The organism is Sphaerisporangium viridialbum (assembly GCF_049674955.1).
GTDB classification, from domain to species: Bacteria; Actinomycetota; Actinomycetes; order Streptosporangiales; family Streptosporangiaceae; genus Sphaerisporangium; species Sphaerisporangium viridialbum.
In genome coordinates this window covers 1185678-1203780 of sequence record NZ_CP187232.1, presented here as the reverse complement: position 1 = coordinate 1203780, position 18103 = coordinate 1185678, and the positions used below count along the sequence as shown (strand labels likewise).

Below are 18103 nucleotides of genomic sequence, written 5' to 3'. Positions count from 1 at the left end.
GCCTCCGTGGGGACTAAGGCGCAGGTCTCCCTGACCGCCTCGGACGGCGGGGCGGCGGCGTGATCCTCACGGTCACGCTGAACGCGGCGCTCGACGTGACGTACGCGGTCGACGGCGTGGACTGGGACGGGGTGAACCGCGTCCACGCCGTGCACCGCAGGGCGGGCGGCAAGGGGGTGAACGTCGCCAGGGTTCTGGCGGCTCTCGGCTGCGAGATCGTGGTGGCCGGCTTCGCCGGAGGCGTGACAGGAACGGCGATCGAGACCGACCTGGCCACCGCGGGCCTCCCCGCCTCCCTGACCCCCATCCCCACCGAATCCCGCACCACCCTCGCCATCTCCGACACACCCCCCAGCTCCCCCCGGACGCACCCCACCCCACCCTCCGGCGTGGTCGGGCGGGTCGCGCTTTTCAATGAGGCGGGGCCCGAGGTCACGTCGAGCGACCTTGAGCGATTTATCACGACATTTCTTGATCTGCTGGGTGCGGCGGAGGCCGTAGTCCTGTCCGGGAGCCTGCCGCAAGGGGTACCGGCCGACTTCTACGCGACGCTCGCCCGGTACGCCCGCGAGCGCGGCGTACCCGCGATCGTGGACGCGGACGGCGACCCGCTGAGGCTCGCCCCCGCGGGACGGCCCTCGATCCTCAAGCCCAACGCCCACGAACTGGCCCGCGCGCTCGGCGGACCCTTCGCGCCGTCCACCTCGCCGGAGTCACCCGGAACCTCCCCTCGGCTTTCCTCCTTTGACGGGCAGTTGGCCGGGGCCGAGGCGCTTCGCCTGGCGGGGGCGGAGTCGGTGGTGGTGTCGATGGGAGCCGACGGCCTCGTGGCCGTCACCCCGGAGGGTTCGTGGCGGGCCCGCATGCCGTACCAGGTGAACGGCAACCCGACCGGCGCGGGCGACGCCCTGGTCGCCGGCCTCGCGCTCGGCCTGGTGCGGGGCACCCCCTGGCCGGAACGCCTGCGTACGGCCGCGGCACTCGGCGCCGCCGCCGTCGCCACCCCGGTCGCCGGGGAGATCGACCTCGAGGTCTACAGAACCATCAGCACCGAGATCGGAGTCGAGCCATGCCCCTCGTGACCACCGGCGACATCCTCAGTCAGGCCCCCTTGGGCGTGGGCGCCTTCAACGTGATCCAGCTTGAGCACGCCGAGGCGATCGTCTCGGGGGCCGAGGCGGCGAGCAGCCCCGTGGTGCTGCAGATCAGCGAGAACTGCGTCCGCTACCACGGGGCGCTCAAACCACTCGCGCTCGCGTGCCTGGCCATCGCCGAGGCCTCGGCGACGGCCGTGGCGGTCCACCTGGACCACGCCACAGGCCGCGCCCTGGTGGAGGAGGCCGTACGCCTGGGCATCGGATCGGTGATGTTCGACGCGTCCGCGCTGCCGGACGCGGACAACGTGACGGCGACGGCCGAGGTCGCGGCCTGGTGCCACGAGCGCGACGTCTGGGTCGAGGCGGAGCTGGGCGAGATCGGCGGCAAGGACGGCGTGCACGCGCCGGGTGTGCGCACCAGGCCGGGGGAAGCGGTCTCCTACGTGGCGGCGACCGGAGTGGACGCCCTCGCCGTGGCGGTGGGCAGCTCCCACGCCATGACCACCAGGGACGCCGTGCTCGACCTCAGGCTGATCGGCGAGCTGCGGGAGGCGGTGGCGGTGCCGCTGGTGCTCCATGGCTCCTCAGGCGTGCCGGACGACACACTGCGCGAGGCCGTGCGGCACGGCATGAAGAAGATCAACATCGCGACGCATCTGAACAGGGCCTTCACCGGCGCCGTACGGGACCACCTGGCCGCCGACCCCGCGACCGTGGACTCCCGCAAGTACCTCACCAGCGCCCGCGAAGCCGTCGCCCAAGAGGTCACCCACCTCCTGAACCTCCTCACCACCCCCTGACCAGGACGGTTCGCCGGCCTTCCCCCGGGTGCGGCGCCGGGGGAAGGAAGCCGGGTCAGTGGACGTGAGGGGCGACGACCACCTCGACGCGCTGGAACTCCTTGAGGTCGGAGTAGCCCGCCGTGGCCATCGTGCGGCGCAGCGCGCCCATGAGGTTCATCGAGCCGTCGGCGACGCTGGACGGGCCGTGGAGGATCTGCTCCATGGTGCCGATCGTGCCGACCTCCACGCGGGCGCCTCGCGGCAGCTCGCCGTGGTGGGCCTCGGAGCCCCAGTGGTGGCCGCGCCCCGGAGCCTCGGCGGCGCGGGCCAGCGGGGAGCCGACCATGACGGCGTCCGACCCGCAGGCGATGGCCTTGGCGATGTCGCCGGAGCTGGTCATGCCGCCGTCGGCGATCACGTGAACGTACCGGCCGCCGGACTCGTCGAGGTAGTCGCGGCGGGCGGCGGCGACGTCGCCGATCGCGGTGGCCATCGGCACCGCCACGCCGAGCACGGTGCGCGTGGTGTGGCCGGAGCCGCCGCCGAAGCCCACCAGGACGCCCGCGGCGCCGGTGCGCATCAGGTGAAGCGCCGCCGTGTACGTCGCGCAGCCGCCGACGATGACGGGGACGTCGAGCTCGTAGATGAACTGCTTGAGGTTGAGCGGCTCCGCCCGGCCCGAGACGTGCTCGGCGGAGACCGTGGTGCCCCGGATGACGAAGATGTCGACCCCGGCGTCGATCACGGCCTTGTAGTGCTGCGCGGTGCGCTGGGGTGACAGCCGCGCGGCGGTCGTCACGCCGGCGGACCTGATCTCCTCGATGCGGCGCCCGATGAGCTCGTCGCTGATCGGCGCGGAGTAGATCTCCTGGAGCCGCTTGGTGGCGGCCTCTCCCCGCAGCTCGGCGACTTCCGACAGCAGCGAGGCGGGGTCGTCGTAGCGGGTCCAGAGCCCTTCGAGGTCGAGCACGGCGAGCCCGCCGAGGCGCCCGATCTCGATCGCCGTCCTGGGCGAGACGACGCTGTCCATCGGGCTCACCACCACGGGCAGCTCGAAGCGGTAGGCGTCGATCTGCCAGGCGATCGAGACCTCCTCGGGGTCACGGGTGCGCCGCGACGGCACGATGCCGATCTCGTCCAGCGCGTAACCCCGGCGCCCGCTCTTGCCACGCCCGATCTCTACCTGAGTCATGCTCTTGTCGTTCCCGTCGCTCGGAGAAGCCGCTTCGCTCGTAGGTCTTTACCCGCGTACATCGCGATGTCGCCGCCGGGGCCTGCCCGGCCGCCCGTCATCGGCCGTGGTAGTTGGGTGCCTCGACCGTCATCTGGATGTCGTGGGGGTGGCTCTCTTTGAGACCGGCGGAGGTGATCGGCATCAGCATGCCGTTCTCGTGGAGCTCGTCGATGGTGCGTGAGCCGGTGTACCACATGCCCTGGCGCAGGCCGCCGACGAGCTGGTGGGCCACGGCGGCCACCGGGCCGCGGTAGGGCACCTGGCCCTCGATGCCCTCGGGGATGAACTTGTCCTCGCTGGTGACGCCCTCCTGGGAGTAGCGGTCCTTGCTGTAGGAACCGCCGCGCTCGCGGTTGCGAACGGCGCCGAGCGAGCCCATGCCCCGGTAGGACTTGAACTGCTTGCCGTTGATGAAGATCAGCTCACCCGGAGACTCCTCGCAGCCGGCGAGCAGCGAGCCGAGCATCACGGTGTTCGCCCCGGCCGTGAGGGCCTTGACGATGTCGCCGGAGTACTGCAGGCCGCCGTCGCCGATCACCGGGACCCCCGCGGGGGCGCAGGCCAGCGACGCCTCGTGGATCGCCGTGACCTGCGGGGCGCCGACCCCTGCCACTACGCGGGTGGTGCAGATGGAGCCCGGCCCCACCCCGACCTTGACGGCGTCGGCGCCGGCGTCGACGAGCGCCTGGGCGCCCGCCCGCGTGGCGACGTTGCCCGCGATGACGTCGACCCGGCCGTTGGCCTTGATCTTGGCGACCATGTCGCAGACGCCGCGCGAGTGGCCGTGGGCGGTGTCGACGATGATCACGTCGACCCCCGCCTCGATCAGGGCCATGGCCCGCTGCTCGGCGTCCCCGGCGACGCCCACCGCCGCCCCGACCACCAGGCGGCCGTCGGCGTCCTTCGTGGCAAGGGGATATTGCTCGCTCTTGGTGAAGTCTTTGACCGTGATGAGGCCGCGCAGCCTGCCTCCGGCGTCGACGAGGGGGAGCTTCTCCACCTTGTTCTGCCGCAGCAGCCGGAAGGCCTCGTCGCGGGACACCCCCACGGGAGCGGTGACGAGCGGCATCGGGGTCATGACATCGCGGACCCGGACGCTCTGGTCGGTCTCGAAGCGCATGTCGCGGTTGGTCACGATGCCGACCAGCACGCCGCCCCGGTCGGTGACCGGCACCCCGGAAATGCGATATTTCCCACACAGGACCTCGACGTCGGCCAGCGTGTCATCGGGCGAGCACGTCACCGGGTTGGTGACCATGCCGGCCTCTGAACGCTTCACCAGATCGGCCTGCTGGGCCTGGTCGTCGATGGACAGGTTGCGGTGCAGGATGCCGATGCCGCCCTGGCGTGCCATGGCCACGGCCATGCGCGCCTCTGTCACGGTGTCCATCGCGGCGGAGACCAAGGGAATGCGCAGATTTATCGACCTGGACAGGCGTGTGGTGGTGTCGGCGTCACCCGGCTGCAGGTCCGAATACGCGGGAACCAGGAGCACGTCGTCGAACGTGAGCCCGGGTTCGGTGAACTTGCCCATCTGCAACCCTCCTGCCATGGCGCTCTCTGGACGGGGAAAGGCGCCGGCCCCCTGGCCAAGTTTAGTGTCCTGCGGCTCACCGCCTCGGCGGCTCCTGTGGACGACCTGGCGCTCCGCTTTGGATCACTGCATCCCAAGCACTTGCCCTCATCAGGGTAGGTGAGGGTCATAAGGTGGAATGCGTGCTGGAAGACGTCCCCCGCGACCCCTTCGCGGAAGACCCTAACGACCCTGCCGCGGCGCTGGGCGAGCTCGACGACTCCGAGCCGCTGACCTTGGCCGAGCGCGACGAGGCGCTCACCGACCTCGCCGATGTGGAGGTCTTCCGCTCGTTGCTGGAGCCACAGGGTGTTCTCGGGCTGGTGCTCGACTGCCCCGAGTGTGGCGAGCAGCATTACTTCGACTGGGATCTGCTCCGTGGCAACCTCCGCCAGATGATCGACCACGGGCGGCCACAGGTCCACGAGCCCGCCTTCGAGCCCGACCCCGCCGACTACGTCAGCTGGGAGTACGCCAGGGGCTACGTGGACGGCGTGATCGACACCGAGGAGAGCCACTGATCGACGTCGTCGGTCAGTGCGCGCAGCAGGCTCACCGCGGGGTCCTCCTGCTCGCCGACCGGCTCCCGGCGGGCGAGCGCGTCGATGACCGCGTCGGTCCTGAGCACGTCGGGATCCGTCTCGGACCCGCGTTTCCTGACCGAACGCGCCGGATGGACAGCGGTCAAGCTATCGACTCCATGTCGGCCATCGCCCGAAGCCTGGCCAGCGCCCGATGCTGGGCGACGCGAACCGCACCTGGTGACATACCGAGTACGTTACCCGTCTCCTCGGCGGAGAGTCCCGACACCACCCGCAGAATGATCAGCTCTCGCTGGTTCTCCGGCAGTCGCGACAGCAGCGCGCGGGCGTGCTCGGCCTCGATGTAGCGCACCACGGTCTCCTCCGGCCCCGGCCCCTGGTCGGGGCCGTCCGGAAGATCCTGGGTGGGCACGGCCGACCGCACGGAGCTGCGGAGCGCGTCCGCGACCTTGTGCGAGGCGATGCCGAACACGAACGAGGCGAACGGCCGCCCCATGTCGCGGTAGCGCGGCAGCGCGGCCAGCACCGCGATGCACACCTCTTGGGCCACGTCGTCGGCGATGTGGTAATGACCGGAAACCCGGCCAAGTCGGGCACGGCAATAGCGCACCACCATCGGGCGCAACTGGCCCAGCAGTGATTCGATCGCAGTGCGATCCCCCTGTACGGCAAGGCTCGTCAGATCCCTGAGGTCGGACTCGTCCGATCTCGTCGCAAGCCTTACCCCAGTTTTGGCGTCGGCGACGCGTCCCTCGGTCACGTTAGGCATGATGCCCGCCACGATCGCGCATGTCGTCATAGTGAACGGATACGGATTGGTCACATTGACGCGACGATAACGGCGAGTAATCAACTGAACACAGTAGTGTTTGTATATTTCACTCGCGAACGGAATTCGGAGGATATTTGTTAGATGTCGCGGCAGCTCGGAGGGCGCTCAGGGCGGTCTCCCGGACGCCCCGGCACCGCGATCGGTTTACCCCGCGGTCAAATGACGGGGGTGAAAATCGATTCAACAAAAAAGTACGGCCCACGCCTCCATGAGGCGCGAGCCGTACTCCGGGCCGATTGATCGGGCTCAGTGGCCGTGTCCGTGGCCGTGACCCTGCCCCCCGGCGGCCGCGGCCTCCTCCTCGGGCTTGTCGACCACGAGGACCTCGGTCGTGAGCAGCATGCCGGCGATGGACGCGGCGTTCTGCACGGCCGAGCGGGTGACCTTGACCGGGTCGATGACGCCCTCGGCGATCAGGTCGCCGTACTCGCCGGTCGCGGCGTTGAGGCCGTGACCCGCGGGCAGCTCGCTGATCTTGGCGGTGACGACGTAGCCCTCCTGGCCGGCGTTCTCCGCGATCCAGCGGGCCGGCTCGACGAGCGACCTGCGGACGATGGCGACACCGGTCGCCTCGTCACCGGTGAGGCCGAGGTCGTCCAGGTCCTTGGACAGGTGCACGAGCGCGGAGCCACCGCCGGAGACGATGCCCTCCTCGATCGCGGCGCGCGTCGCGGAGATGGCGTCCTCGAGGCGGTGCTTCTTCTCCTTGAGCTCCACCTCGGTGGCCGCGCCGACGCGGAGGATGCAGATGCCCCCGGACAGCTTGGCGAGGCGCTCCTGGAGCTTCTCGCGGTCCCAGTCGGAGTCGGTCTGCTCGATCGCGTGCTGGATCTCGCGGACGCGGTCCTGGATCGCCTGCGGGTCGCCGGCGCCGTCGACGATGGTCGTGGCGTCCTTGGTGACCACGATGCGACGGGCGGTGCCCAGCACCTCGAGGCCGGCGTTGTCCAGCTTGAGGCCGAGCTCCTCGGAGATCAGCTGGCCGCCGGTCAGGATCGCGATGTCCTGCAGCATGGCCTTGCGGCGGTCACCGAAGCCGGGAGCCTTGACGGCCACCGAGGTGAACGTGCCGCGGATCTTGTTGGTGACCAGGACGGCCAGGGCCTCGCCCTCGACGTCCTCCGCCACCACGAAGAGCGGCTTCTTGGTCTGGGCGACCTTCTCCAGCAGGGGGAGGAACTCCGCGATGGAGGAGATCTTGCCCTGGTTCAGCAGGACGTAGGCGTCCTCGAGGACCGCCTCCATGCGCTCGGGGTCGGTCACCATGTACGGCGACAGGTAGCCCTTGTCGAACTGGAGTCCTTCGGTGAACTCCAGCTCCAGGCCCATGGTGTTGGACTCTTCGACGGTGATGACGCCGTCCTTGCCCACCTTGTCGAACGCCTCGGCGATCAGCTCGCCGATCTTGGCGTCCTGGGCGGAGATCGTCGCTACGTTGGCGATCTCCTTCTTGTCCTCGACGGGACGGGCGAGCTCCAGCAGGCGGTCGCTGACCGCGCGGGCGGCCAGGTCGATGCCGCGCTTGAGCGACAGCGGCGAGGCGCCGGCGGCGACGTTGCGCAGGCCCTCGCGGACCATCGCCTGGGCGAGCACGGTCGCGGTGGTGGTGCCGTCACCGGCGACGTCGTTGGTCTTGGTGGCGACTTCCTTGGCGAGCTGGGCGCCGAGGTTCTCGTACGGCTTCTCGAGCTCGACCTCACGGGCGATGGTCACGCCATCGTTGGTGATGGTCGGCGCACCGAACTTCTTGTCGATGACGACGTTCCGGCCGCGCGGCCCGAGGGTCACCTTGACGGCGTCCGCGAGGGCGTTCACGCCACGCTCGAGAGCGCGACGCGCGTCCTCCTCGAACTCCAGGGTCTTCGGCATTTAAGGTCCTCTCAGCATCAGAGCCCCGGGCCTTCAGCCGAAGCGCCCGGGGCTTGACACGCATTTTTTGTAAGGCTCCGTACTGATGGTCGCTTGCGCGCCCGGGGCTTTACTTCTCGATGATCGCGAGAACGTCGCGGGCGGAGAGAACGAGGTACTCCTCGCCGCCGTACTTGACCTCGGTGCCGCCGTACTTGCTGTAGAGGACGATGTCCCCTTCCTTGACGTCGAGCGGAATCCGCTTCTCGCCGTCTTCGTCCCAGTTGCCGGGGCCCACCGCGAGGACCTTGCCCTCTTGCGGCTTCTCCTTGGCGGTGTCCGGGATGACCAGACCGGAAGCGGTCGTCTGCTCGGCTTCAAGCGGCTGGACCACGATGCGGTCGCCGAGCGGCTTAACGGGAACCTTGGTGGCGGTCGTCACGATCGGACCTCCCCTTCAGATTGTTTTGATGAGCTGAAGAGGCGACCAGCGGCCTGCCGTCGCGGGTGTCAGACCTGCCTCGTCGCATTTTGACTTGGCACTCTCACTAGGCGAGTGCCAACACTGAACAGTATGCAAGGCCGCCGACTCAGTCAACACGGACAGGCCGTCCCTGGTCAGTCCGGGAGCGATACCTGCCCCGGCCAAAGCGAGAGTCGCCCGAAATGTCCGCTCTGGACACCCGGTCCGCCAGGTTGCCGACTCCTCGTCTGAGACCCTCCGGCACGCGGTAGCGTCGGGAGACGTGGACCTCGACGCCTTCCGCGAGTTGCTGACCCCACGCGGGCAGAAGGCCCTCGGCGACGCCGTGGGGGCGGTGGCCGACGGCGCCGACCCGGTGGTGGCCGCGAGCCGGCTCAGGAAGACCTACGACGCCTCGCTGACCTCCGCCGCGCTCACCCAGGCGCGGCTGCGGGCGCGCGGCGCGGTCAAGTTCGGCCCCGACGCGTCCCGCATGTACTTCACCCCCGACGGCCTGGAGCAGGCGACCCGCGCCGAGGTGGCCGCCCACCGCGCCCGCAGGCTCCCGCTGGGCACGCGGGTGGCCGACGCCTGCTGCGGCATCGGCGGCGACCTGATCGAGATGGCACGCGCCGGGTGCGAGGTCGACGCCGTGGACCTCGATCCGCTCACCGTGGAGGTGGCACGGGCCAACGCCGTGGCACTGGGGCTCGGCGACCGCGTCACGGTCCGTACGGCCGACGCGGCCGAGGTCGAGCCGGAGGCGTACGACGTTCTGTTCGCCGACCCCGCCAGGAGGTCCACCGGCAGGCGCGTCTTCGACCCCATGGCGTACTCCCCGCCGTGGCCCGCGGTCCTCGGCCTGGTGGCACGGGCACGGGCGGCGTGCCTGAAGGTCGCGCCCGGCATCCCGTACGAGCTGATCCCGCCGGGCGCGGAGGCCGAATGGGTCTCCTACCGCGGCGAGGTCAAGGAGGCCGTCCTGTGGACCGGCGCCCTCGCGCAGCCCTCGGCCGGCGACCTCGGCCGCAGGGCCACGATGCTGCCCTCAGGCGAGACGCTGACCCCCGACCTGTCACTCGGGCAGGCGGAGCAGGGGCCGGTGGCCAGATACCTCTACGAGCCGGACGGCGCCGCGATCCGGTCGCATCTGGTCGCCGAGGTGGCGGCGCTGGTGAACGGCCACCTGCTCGATCCGCAGATCGCCTACATCACGGGCGACACCGCGGCCGTCACGCCGTGGGCCTCGCGCTACGAGGTCCTGGAGACGATGCCGTTCTCGCTGAAGCGCCTGCGCACGGCCCTTCGTGAGCGCCACATCGGCGCGGTCACCCTGAAGAAACGCGGCTCCGCCGTCGACCTGGAGCGCCTGAGGAAAGATTTGCGGCTTTCTGGCGATAAATCGTGCGTCGTGGCTCTTACCCGCATCGGCGAGCGACCTTTCGCACTCATTTGCGAACCCGCCTGACCTGCACAAATGGTCAATCCGGGCAATCCACCGATAATCACGAAGTTTTAAAGTCGGGCCAGAAAGTCGCGTGCCGAGCGACTACAGTTGGCCAGCGCGGGATTTTCGCCTGATCGATGGCTGACCCGCCTTATTCGTCACGCCAGACAACCGGACCAATCCCACCGCAGTGCGGCCGACCGCCCGCGAGTGAAGGAGCTTTCGGTGGATCACTCCAACCACACCCTCCTCCAGGCGGGAAGCCAGACCGCCATCTCCGACCGGATGCGCGAGCTCCTCGCCAGGGCGGCACAGGACCACGTGTACGAGCAGCGCACGCAGGGCGCCGTGCTGGACGAGATCCGGCAGCGGCTCGAAGGCATGGAGTGGTTGCTGCGCGAGGTCCGCGAGCGCGAGCTGGGCGGCCTGAGCGGCGCCCTGGAGAGCGTCGGCGGCCAGCTCGGCGAGCTTGCGACCCGGCCGCCCGCGTGGGCCGAGGGCCTGGCCCAGCACGTGGAGGTCGTGCGCGACCGCGTGGACGGGGTGGGCGACCGCGTCGCCGTCATCGGCGACCGCCTCGACGCGGTGAGCGAGCGCGTCAGGCCCGTCGCCGAGCTCCCCGGCCTGTGGAACGACCTCGGCACGGTGCGCGAAGGGGTCGCCGAGTCCCTGAAGCGCATCCAGGCGGTCCTGGACGGCGGCCAGGGCGTGCCCGAGCACATGGCCGAGCTCACCAGGCGCCTCGGCCAGCTCGCCTCCGGCATGGAGGCCGCGGGGGGCCGCTTCACCCGGGTGGACAAGGCGCTGCTCGACCTCACGCAGCGCACCGAGCGGCTCGAAGGCGGCGTCCTCGACCTCAGCGAGGGCCTTGAGGAGACGCTGGCCTCGGCGATCGAGCGGCTCACCGGCTCCGTCGAGCTGCTGGCCGGCAAGGTCGACGGCATGACGGCCCAGCTGACCGACGCCGAGACCCGGCTGGCCGGCCGTCTCGACGGCTTCGATGGCCGGCTCGCGGGCTTCGACGGCCGTCTGGAGGGCGTCGAGGGCCATCTGACGGGCCTCGACGCGCGGTTCGAGGGGGTGGAGGGCCACTTCGGCGACCTCAAGACCCTGGAGGGCCGGTTCGACAGCGTGGACAGCCACCTCGGGGCCGTGGAGGGACGGCTGGAGACGGTCGACGTCCGGCTCCAGAGCGTCGACGGGCGCATCGAGACGTCCGACTCCCGCCTCGCCGGCGTCGACGGCCGTCTGGCCGGGCTCGACCAGCGGCTCACCGACGTCGACGGCCGCCTCCTCGCCCAGGATCAGCGCTTCGGCACCGTCGACGAGAGCTTCGAAGGCGTCAACGAGCGGCTCGAGATGGTCGACGACCGCGTGGAGGCCGTCAACCAGCGCGTGGGCCAGCTCCCCGGCCTGCTGGAGGTCGGCGAGGTCCACAAGCGCGTCGGCGAGCTGCTCAGCGCCCAGGGCGACGACCAGGGCAAGCGGTTCGACACGATCGAGAAGCGCCTCGCCGAGGCCGCCGCCGCCATGCCGCCCGTGACCGAGCTGATGGACCTCGTGCGGGCACGCCCCGACCGCGAGCAGCTGTCGGCGACCGTGGACGAGATCATCCAGCCCTCGCACAACGACCTGACCCGCAGGCTGGGCGCCCTGGAGGAGACCATGCTGGCCCTCGCCGAGGCCCTGCTCCGCCCCACCCGCACCCCCAAGGACTGACCCGGGGTCACATGTGGACGGCGGTGACCGGGAGCGATGAGTCGGCGGGGATGTCGAGCCGCGACGGGCTCACTCCCGAGGCCACCAGCTCGGACCCGAGCGCCGCGATCATCGCGCCGTTGTCGGTGCACAGCCCCGGCCGGGGCACCCGCAGGCGCACCCCCGCGGCGTCGCACCGCTCCCGGGCCAGGGCGCGCAGCCGGGAGTTGGCGGCCACCCCGCCCCCGATGAGGAGGTCCTTCACGTCGTACTGACGGCAGGCCTGGAGCGCCTTGCGCGTGAGCACGTCGACCACGGCCTCCTGGAAGGACGCGGCCACGTCGGCGACCGGGACGGGCTCACCCGCACGCTCTCTGGCCTCCACCCAGCGCGCGACGGCGGTCTTCAGCCCGGAGAACGAGAAGTCCAGCGTGCCGTCGTCGTACTTCCCGCGCGGGAAGGCGACGGCCGTGCCCGAGCCCTGCGCGGCGGCGCGGTCGATGTGGGGACCGCCGGGGAACGGCAGGCCGAGCACCCTGGCCACCTTGTCGAACGCCTCCCCCGCCGCGTCGTCCACGGTGGAGCCGAGGGAGATGACGTCCTTGGCCACGTCGGGCACGAGCAGCAGCGACGAATGGCCTCCCGAGACCAGCATCGCGATCGACGGCTTGGGCAGCGGCCCGTGCTCCAGCTGGTCGACCGCGACGTGGGCCGCCAGATGGTTGACGCCGTACAGCGGCACGCCGAGGCCCACGGCGTACGCCTTGGCGGCGGCGACGCCCACGAGCAGCGCGCCCGCGAGGCCGGGGCCGGCCGTGACGGCCACCGCGTCGATGTCCGCGAAGCGCAGCCCCGCCTGTTCGAGGGCGCGCTCGACGGTCGGGGTCATGGCCTCCAGGTGGGCCCGTGAGGCCACCTCGGGCACGACGCCGCCGTACCGCGCGTGCTCCTCGACGCTGGAGGCGACGGTGTTGGCGAGCAGCGTGTGGCCCCTGACGATGCCGACCCCGGTTTCGTCACACGAGGTCTCGATGCCCAGGACCAGGGGTTCGTCAGACATTGCCGCCCTCCACGCTCAACTTCCTCATCATCATGATCGCGTCGGTTCCGTCGTCGTAGTAGTCGCGGCGCACGCCGACCCGCTCGAACCCGAAGCGCTCGTACATGGCCTGCGCGGGCGGATTGTCCGCGCGGACCTCCAGGAACACCGCCGTCGCCCCCCTGCGCTCGGCCTCGATGAGCAGCTCCTTGAGCATCGCGCTGCCCACGCCGGCGCGCTGCATGGAGGCGCTCACCGCGATCGTCTGGACGTCCGCCTGGTCGCCCGCCGCCGCCAGCCCGGCGTACCCGACGATGCGCCCCTCGGCGACGGCGACGATGTAGTGCCGGGTGCGCGGCTGGTCGGCCAGCTCGCCCCGCAGCATGCCCTCGCTCCAGGCGTCGAACGGGAACGTCGAGCGCTCGATGCGCAGCACGGCCGGTAGATCGGCTTCCGTCATCTGCCGCAGCGTGGCGGCGGTCACGCGGTCACCTTCTTCGGCGGGCCGGGCACCCGGGCGTCCGGTCGTCGAAGGTAGATCGGGCTCGGCGAGGTGAGAACCCCGTCACCGGTGCCCGAGGCGAGGTGCTCGGCGGCGAGCGCGGCGAGCGCTCCGGCGAGCGGGTAGTCGGCGGCGCCCTCCACCAGGCGCTGCTCGCCCATGACCTCGGCGTACATGCGGGCGCCCGCCCCCACCAGAGGCGGCTCGCCCGGCACGTCGCCGGGCCGGTCGACCGAGGGCCCGGACAGCCGGGTGCGCATGTCGGCGTAACCCGCCCAGAAGACTTCCTTGCGCCGCGCGTCCGTGGCGGCGATGAAGGGCTCGGTGAGGCCGCTCGCGTAGGCGACGGCGTCCAGCGTGCACACCCCGTACGCGGGGGCGCCCGTCGTGGACGAGAGCGCCTGGGCGGTCATCAGCCCGACGCGCAGGCCGGTGTACGGCCCGGGGCCCGAGCCGGCGACGATCGCGGTGACGTCGCCAAGGGAGACCCCCGCCTCGCGCAGGACCTCCTGGATGGAGGGAACGAGCAGCTCACCGTGGCGGCGAGCGTCGATCGTCGTCGACTCGGCGAGCACGCGGTCACCGTCGTGGAGAGCCGCGGTGACGGCCGGGGTTGCGGTATCGAAGGCCAAGACCAGCACAAATGTCAAGCCTAGCCGTGTTTCTCGGCGCTCGCTCCGTGCCTATGGCGCTCGCTCCGCTCGCGCGGCTCGAGGGCGCCTTTGAGCCGGCGGTCTTCCCTCGTCACTCGGAAGCACTCGTTCCTCGCACTTCCTCCTTCCTCAGTCAGACCACCGGCGCGCCCTCGCGCTACCTGTCGCGCTCGCTCCGCTCGTGGGATGTTCGGCTCAGGTGGCCAGGTGAGACGCGTAGACGATGATGTTGTCCAGGTACTCGTGGGTCTTTTGGTCGAAGACCCCGCCGCAGGTGACCAGGCGCAGGCCGTCCTCGACGTACACGCGCTCGGCGGGGAAGCGGTCCTTGGCCACCTGCTCGATCGAGTCGACCTTGTACTGCGCCACCTTGCCGTCGCTGCGCAGGACCTTGACGACGGCGCCCTTCTTGACGTCGCGCAGGCGGTAGAACACCGCCGGCGCCGTCTTGGTGTCCACATGCCCGATGATCACCGAGGCTCCCGAGTCGCCGGGCACCACGCTCTGGTCGAACCATCCCGCCATCGCGGGCTTCTCGAACGGCGGCAGCTCGACCTCCCCGTCGCCGCTGAGCCCGAGCTTCATCAGCGGGGCCGTCAGCTTCAGCGACGGGATGTCGAGCCGCTTGGGTATCGCGGCCTTGGCCTGCGGGACGGAGGCGTCGCGCTCGCGGCCGGTGAGCGCGAACATGATCGTGCCGGTGACGAACCCGGCTACCGCGATCTTGAGCCATTTCGGGGAGTCAGCCATCGGGGAAACGCCGGATCGAAGGTCAGCCGGCCTTCGACCTGCGCCTGGCCACGGCGATGCCGCCCCCGAGAGCCGCCAGGAGCGCCACGACCGTCACCCCGGCCGGGATGCCCGTGGGCTCGTCGGCGGGCTGCGCACCGGCCGCCGTGCCGCCGCCGCCTGCCCTCGGCGCCCGCGTCGGCACCACACGGGTCCTGGTGGGGGTGGGAGTGGCCGTGGACCTGGCGGTCAGCGTCAGCGTGGCCCTGCCGATGTCGTTCGTGCCCTCGCACTTGACCTCGACCTGGTAGCGACCGGCCTTGGCGTCCTCGTCGACGAGGGCGAAGCCGTGGACCTCCGGCAGGGGCGCCGCGGTGGACACGGGGGTCGAGGACGCGGCGGGGGTGGCGGGCGGAGGCTGGGTGAGCGTGACGACGCCCGTGAACGAGTCGGAGCGGGCCGTCGCCCGGTAGTCGGTGCCGCCCTGGGGCAGCGGGCAGAAGGCCCGCACCCGGACCGACCGCGTGGCCCCGCCCTGCACCTTGTCAGGGATGAGCTGGACGCGGATGTCCTGACGGCTCATCGACGGCGCTGGGGTGGGCGCCGTCGCGCCCGTCTGCGCCTCGGCCGTACACCCGACACCGCCTAAGAGAAGGAATGCTCCAGCAACCGCGCCCTGCCCGACCCTGTGCACCGTCGCACTCCACTTCACCGTACGATCCGACCCCGCCCGACACGACCACGCCAAGGTGTTACCCCACCTGCATACCCAGAAAAAACAGGCCAATCCATGGCAACGATCTTCATTCCGATGATCCATAGCAATGGAGGCATGCGTCAAGGCTGGTTAGAGTACCGGTCTAGATCCACGAAAAAGGGTCAATCAGAAGAGCCCGCCAGATCAGCCCATCGCGGGCCGACGCCGCGCAGCCGTACGAGGCGCTCGTCGCCCGCGTCGCCGCGCTCGATGGAGACCTCCAGCCGGTCGTCGGCCAGGCCCTCCACCAGCCCCTCGCCCCACTCGACCACGGTCACCGAGTCGTCCAGCGAGGCGTCGAGGTCGAGGTCGTCGACCTCCAGCGACCCGCCCAGGCGGTAGGCGTCCGCGTGGACCAGCGCCGGACCGCCCGCCAGCGACGGGTGGACCCGGGCGATCACGAACGTCGGCGAGGTGATGGGGCCGCGGACCTTCAGGCCCTCGGCGATGCCCTGCACGAGGGTGGTCTTGCCGGCGCCCAGCGGGCCGGACAGCACCACGAGGTCGCCGGGGCCCAGCAGGCGCGCGACCTCCTCGCCCAGCGCCCACATGTCCTCGGTGGTGGACACCCGCCTCATGAGGCCTCCCCCTCGGCGCTGCCGTCCAGGCTCCTGAGGTTCTCAGGCGAGCCGCCGACCTCGGGCAGCGCGCCGATGGGCCCGCCCGCGTCGGCGTCGCGCACCCGCTTGAGCAGCTCGCCGAGCGCCTCGTTCACGGCGTCGGGCTTCTCCAGCAGCACCAGATGGGAGGCGCCGGCGATCTCCGTGAGCCGCGCGGAGGGCAGGCCCGCGTTGATCGACTTGCTGTGGTCGGGCGGGGTCAGCCAGTCCTTGTCGCCGACGATGATCTCGGTTGGCACCTTGTCGAGCACGTCGAGGGCGGCGAGCTTGTCGTGTGACATCAGCGCCGGGTAGAAGTCGGCGATGACGTCCGTCGGCGTGGAGCGGATCATCGACTCGGCGAAGTCCACGACGGTGGGGCTGATGGTGGAGGGGTCGCCGAAGCCGAGATAGCGCAGCGCCAGGAACGACACGTCGTTGCCCGCCTGCCGGCCGCGGTCGATCAGCTCCGCGCGGCGGCCGAGCACCGACACCGCCGGGGTCGCCGCCCAGTGGACGACCTTGGAGATCAGGGCCGGGAGGCCCAGCGTCAGCTCGGCCAGCTTGCCGGCCGAGGTCGAGATGAGGGCGACGCCGCGGACCTTGTCGCCGAACAGCTCGGGATGGCTGTCGGCCAGCGCCATGACCGTCATGCCGCCCATGGAGTGGCCGACGAGCACGCACGGCCCCGGCACGAGCGCCTTGAGGAGCTCGGCGAGGTCGGCCCCGAGACGGTCGATGGTGCAGTCCTCGGCGGGGGTGCGGGTCGAGCGCCCGTGGCACCGCTGGTCCCAGAAGACCAGGCGGTGGGTGTCGCGCAGCGCGCGCCGCTGGTAGTGCCAGGAGTCGAGGTTCAGGGTGTACCCATGGCAGAACACGATGGTCAGCGGGGCGTCCTCGGGCCCGTCGACCTCGGCGTACAACTCGACGCCGTCGGAGGTCGTGACGGTGACCTGACGCCCCCGCAGCTCGCCGAATGGCTCGCTCACCTCGAGGTCGGGCCGCAGGCGGATGCGCCCGACGGCATACCTCTTGGCCAGGGCCGCCGCCGCCAGAGTCGCCGAAGCGGTGCCGAAGACCGCCCCTGCGATCCCGACCCTGCGCCGTGTGGACATCTACGACCTCCTCTTACCGGTAAACGCGCGGCACGCGAGAACCAATCCTGGTCACGATCTCATGAGTGATCGTGCCGAGGGAATCCGCCCACTCCTGTGCGGTGGCCTCGCCGCCGGTGCCCGGGCCGAACAGGATGACCTCGTCGCCCTCGTCCACCTGGTCGTCACCCACATCGATCATGAACTGGTCCATGCATACCCGCCCGGCGACCGTGCGCCGCCTGCCCGCCACCATGACCTCCGCCCGGTTGGTCGCTCCCCGCAGCACCCCGTCGGCGTACCCGAGGGGCACCTGGGCCAGCGTGGTCTCGCGCTCGGTGGTGTAGAGGTGCCCGTAGGACACGCCGGTGCCGGCGGGGACGCGCTTCACCATCGCGATGCGCGCGCTGAGGGTCATCGCGGGCCGCAGGCCGAAGTCGCCGAGCTCGGGGATCGGGCTGAGCCCGTACACCGCGATGCCGGGACGGACCATGTCGTAGTGCGCCTCGGGAAGCGTCACCGTGGCGGCGGAGTTCGCGATGTGGCGCAGGACGTGAGACCCGCTCACCCCGGCCTTCTCCGCGACCGCGAGGGCCTCCTCGAACGCGGCGAGCTGGAGCCCGATCGAGGGATGCCCGGGGATGTCCGCGCAGGCGAAGTGGGACCACAGCCCCACGATCTCGATCGTCCCCTCGGCCTGGGCCGCGAGCGCCCGCTCGACCAGCTCGGGCCACGCCTTCGCGGTGGCGCCCCCCCGCGAGATGCCTGTGTCGATCTTGAGGTGCACGCGGGCCGTGCGCCCGGCGCTGCGGGCGGAGGCCGCGATGTCGTCGACCAGCCACGGCGCGCCGGCCGACAGCTCTACGGCCGCCGCCACGGCGTCGTCGAGGGGCTCGCCCGGAGTGATGATCCACGACAGGATGGGCGCGGTCACACCGGCGGCGCGCAGGTCGAGCGCCTCCTGGACGTAAGCCGTGCCGAGACGCGAGGCGCCGGCCTCAAGGGCCGCGCGGGCGCAGGGCACCAGGCCGTGCCCGTAGGCGTCGGCCTTCACCGCGACCATCATCTCGGCGCCGGGGGCGTGCCCACGCAGAACCGCCACGTTGTGCCTGATCGCCGAGAGATCCACCCTGGCCTGGGCAGGCGTGACGAGGGAACCGTCGATGGGGAAACTCACCCTCTCAGTCTCGCAGTCGCGTGCCGGCGCCAGGGCC

19 protein-coding genes are annotated in these 18103 nt (G+C 70.8%); 5 read left to right on the top strand and 14 right to left on the bottom strand.

The genetic code is table 11. The features are described from left to right. Positions 1–59 precede the first annotated feature (59 nt). Positions 60–1082: a 1-phosphofructokinase family hexose kinase gene (locus ACOZ38_RS05730; RefSeq protein ID WP_424529098.1), complete on the top strand. Its 1023-nt coding sequence runs from the start codon at positions 60–62 to the stop codon at positions 1080–1082. Then, positions 1070–1897 (top strand): class II fructose-bisphosphate aldolase, encoded by an 828-nt coding sequence (locus tag ACOZ38_RS05725; RefSeq protein WP_424529097.1) that lies wholly within the window; start codon positions 1070–1072, stop codon positions 1895–1897. The genes ACOZ38_RS05730 and ACOZ38_RS05725 overlap by 13 nt, the downstream gene beginning before the upstream one ends. Before the next feature lie 55 nt (positions 1898–1952). Here ACOZ38_RS05725 and ACOZ38_RS05720 read toward each other — a convergent pair whose 3' ends face one another. Together ACOZ38_RS05720 and guaB are read right to left on the bottom strand one after the other, a co-directional pair. After that, positions 1953–3071 carry a GuaB3 family IMP dehydrogenase-related protein gene (locus ACOZ38_RS05720; protein WP_424529096.1) on the bottom strand — a complete coding sequence of 373 codons (1119 nt, stop codon included), beginning with the start codon at positions 3069–3071 and terminating at the stop codon, positions 1953–1955. Between the two features lie 97 nt (positions 3072–3168). Beyond that, entirely contained in the window at positions 3169–4647 is a 1479-nt protein-coding gene (gene guaB, locus ACOZ38_RS05715) for an IMP dehydrogenase (RefSeq protein ID WP_424529095.1), read from the bottom strand. Between the two features lie 182 nt (positions 4648–4829). Here guaB and ACOZ38_RS05710 point away from each other — a divergent pair, with 182 nt between their 5' ends. After that, positions 4830–5207, top strand: a complete 378-nt coding sequence (locus tag ACOZ38_RS05710; RefSeq protein WP_405144616.1) for a DUF5319 domain-containing protein — start codon at positions 4830–4832, stop codon at positions 5205–5207. Here ACOZ38_RS05710 and ACOZ38_RS05705 read toward each other — a convergent pair. The 4 genes from ACOZ38_RS05705 to groES form a co-directional block, all read right to left on the bottom strand. Then, the gene (locus ACOZ38_RS05705) at positions 5168–5374 is read right to left on the bottom strand and encodes a hypothetical protein (RefSeq protein WP_424529094.1); all 207 of its coding nucleotides are present in this window, start codon (positions 5372–5374) and stop codon (positions 5168–5170) included. The genes ACOZ38_RS05710 and ACOZ38_RS05705 overlap by 40 nt on opposite strands. Then, positions 5371–5997 (bottom strand): sigma-70 family RNA polymerase sigma factor, encoded by a 627-nt coding sequence (locus ACOZ38_RS05700; protein WP_358546960.1) that lies wholly within the window; start codon positions 5995–5997, stop codon positions 5371–5373. Before ACOZ38_RS05700 ends, ACOZ38_RS05705 begins: the two co-directional genes overlap by 4 nt. Before the next feature lie 309 nt (positions 5998–6306). After that, complete coding sequence (gene groL, locus ACOZ38_RS05695; protein ID WP_424529093.1) at positions 6307–7929, bottom strand: chaperonin GroEL; 1623 nt, start codon at positions 7927–7929, stop codon at positions 6307–6309. 109 nt (positions 7930–8038) lie between these two features. Further along, positions 8039–8353 (bottom strand): co-chaperone GroES, encoded by a 315-nt coding sequence (gene groES, locus ACOZ38_RS05690; protein ID WP_084258731.1) that lies wholly within the window; start codon positions 8351–8353, stop codon positions 8039–8041. A gap of 301 nt (positions 8354–8654) precedes the next feature. Here groES and ACOZ38_RS05685 point away from each other — a divergent pair, with 301 nt between their 5' ends. Together ACOZ38_RS05685 and ACOZ38_RS05680 are read left to right on the top strand one after the other, a co-directional pair. Then, entirely contained in the window at positions 8655–9839 is a 1185-nt protein-coding gene (locus ACOZ38_RS05685) for a class I SAM-dependent methyltransferase (RefSeq protein ID WP_424529092.1), read from the top strand. A gap of 204 nt (positions 9840–10043) precedes the next feature. Next, complete coding sequence (locus ACOZ38_RS05680) at positions 10044–11537, top strand: hypothetical protein (RefSeq protein WP_424529091.1); 1494 nt, start codon at positions 10044–10046, stop codon at positions 11535–11537. A 7-nt stretch (positions 11538–11544) separates the two neighbouring features. Here the strand turns inward: ACOZ38_RS05680 and tsaD are convergent, their stop codons facing one another. The 8 genes from tsaD to alr form a co-directional block, all read right to left on the bottom strand. After that, entirely contained in the window at positions 11545–12576 is a 1032-nt protein-coding gene (tsaD, locus tag ACOZ38_RS05675; RefSeq protein WP_405144610.1) for a tRNA (adenosine(37)-N6)-threonylcarbamoyltransferase complex transferase subunit TsaD, read from the bottom strand. Beyond that, complete coding sequence (rimI, locus tag ACOZ38_RS05670; RefSeq protein WP_405152232.1) at positions 12569–13015, bottom strand: ribosomal protein S18-alanine N-acetyltransferase; 447 nt, start codon at positions 13013–13015, stop codon at positions 12569–12571. Before rimI ends, tsaD begins: the two co-directional genes overlap by 8 nt. Positions 13016–13035: 20 nt before the next feature. Beyond that, the gene (gene tsaB / locus ACOZ38_RS05665; protein ID WP_405144609.1) at positions 13036–13698 is read right to left on the bottom strand and encodes a tRNA (adenosine(37)-N6)-threonylcarbamoyltransferase complex dimerization subunit type 1 TsaB; all 663 of its coding nucleotides are present in this window, start codon (positions 13696–13698) and stop codon (positions 13036–13038) included. Positions 13699–13905: 207 nt separating this feature from the next. After that, positions 13906–14460 carry a class F sortase gene (locus ACOZ38_RS05660; protein ID WP_424529090.1) on the bottom strand — a complete coding sequence of 185 codons (555 nt, stop codon included), beginning with the start codon at positions 14458–14460 and terminating at the stop codon, positions 13906–13908. A 22-nt stretch (positions 14461–14482) separates the two neighbouring features. Next, positions 14483–15022, bottom strand: coding sequence for a hypothetical protein (locus ACOZ38_RS05655; protein WP_424529089.1), 540 nt, complete (start codon positions 15020–15022; stop codon positions 14483–14485). A gap of 296 nt (positions 15023–15318) precedes the next feature. Further along, positions 15319–15774, bottom strand: coding sequence for a tRNA (adenosine(37)-N6)-threonylcarbamoyltransferase complex ATPase subunit type 1 TsaE (tsaE, locus tag ACOZ38_RS05650; protein ID WP_405144604.1), 456 nt, complete (start codon positions 15772–15774; stop codon positions 15319–15321). Further along, entirely contained in the window at positions 15771–16910 is a 1140-nt protein-coding gene (locus ACOZ38_RS05645; protein ID WP_424529088.1) for an alpha/beta fold hydrolase, read from the bottom strand. The genes tsaE and ACOZ38_RS05645 overlap by 4 nt, the downstream gene beginning before the upstream one ends. Before the next feature lie 13 nt (positions 16911–16923). Continuing rightward, the gene (gene alr / locus ACOZ38_RS05640; protein WP_424529087.1) at positions 16924–18066 is read right to left on the bottom strand and encodes an alanine racemase; all 1143 of its coding nucleotides are present in this window, start codon (positions 18064–18066) and stop codon (positions 16924–16926) included. Positions 18067–18103 lie beyond the last annotated feature (37 nt).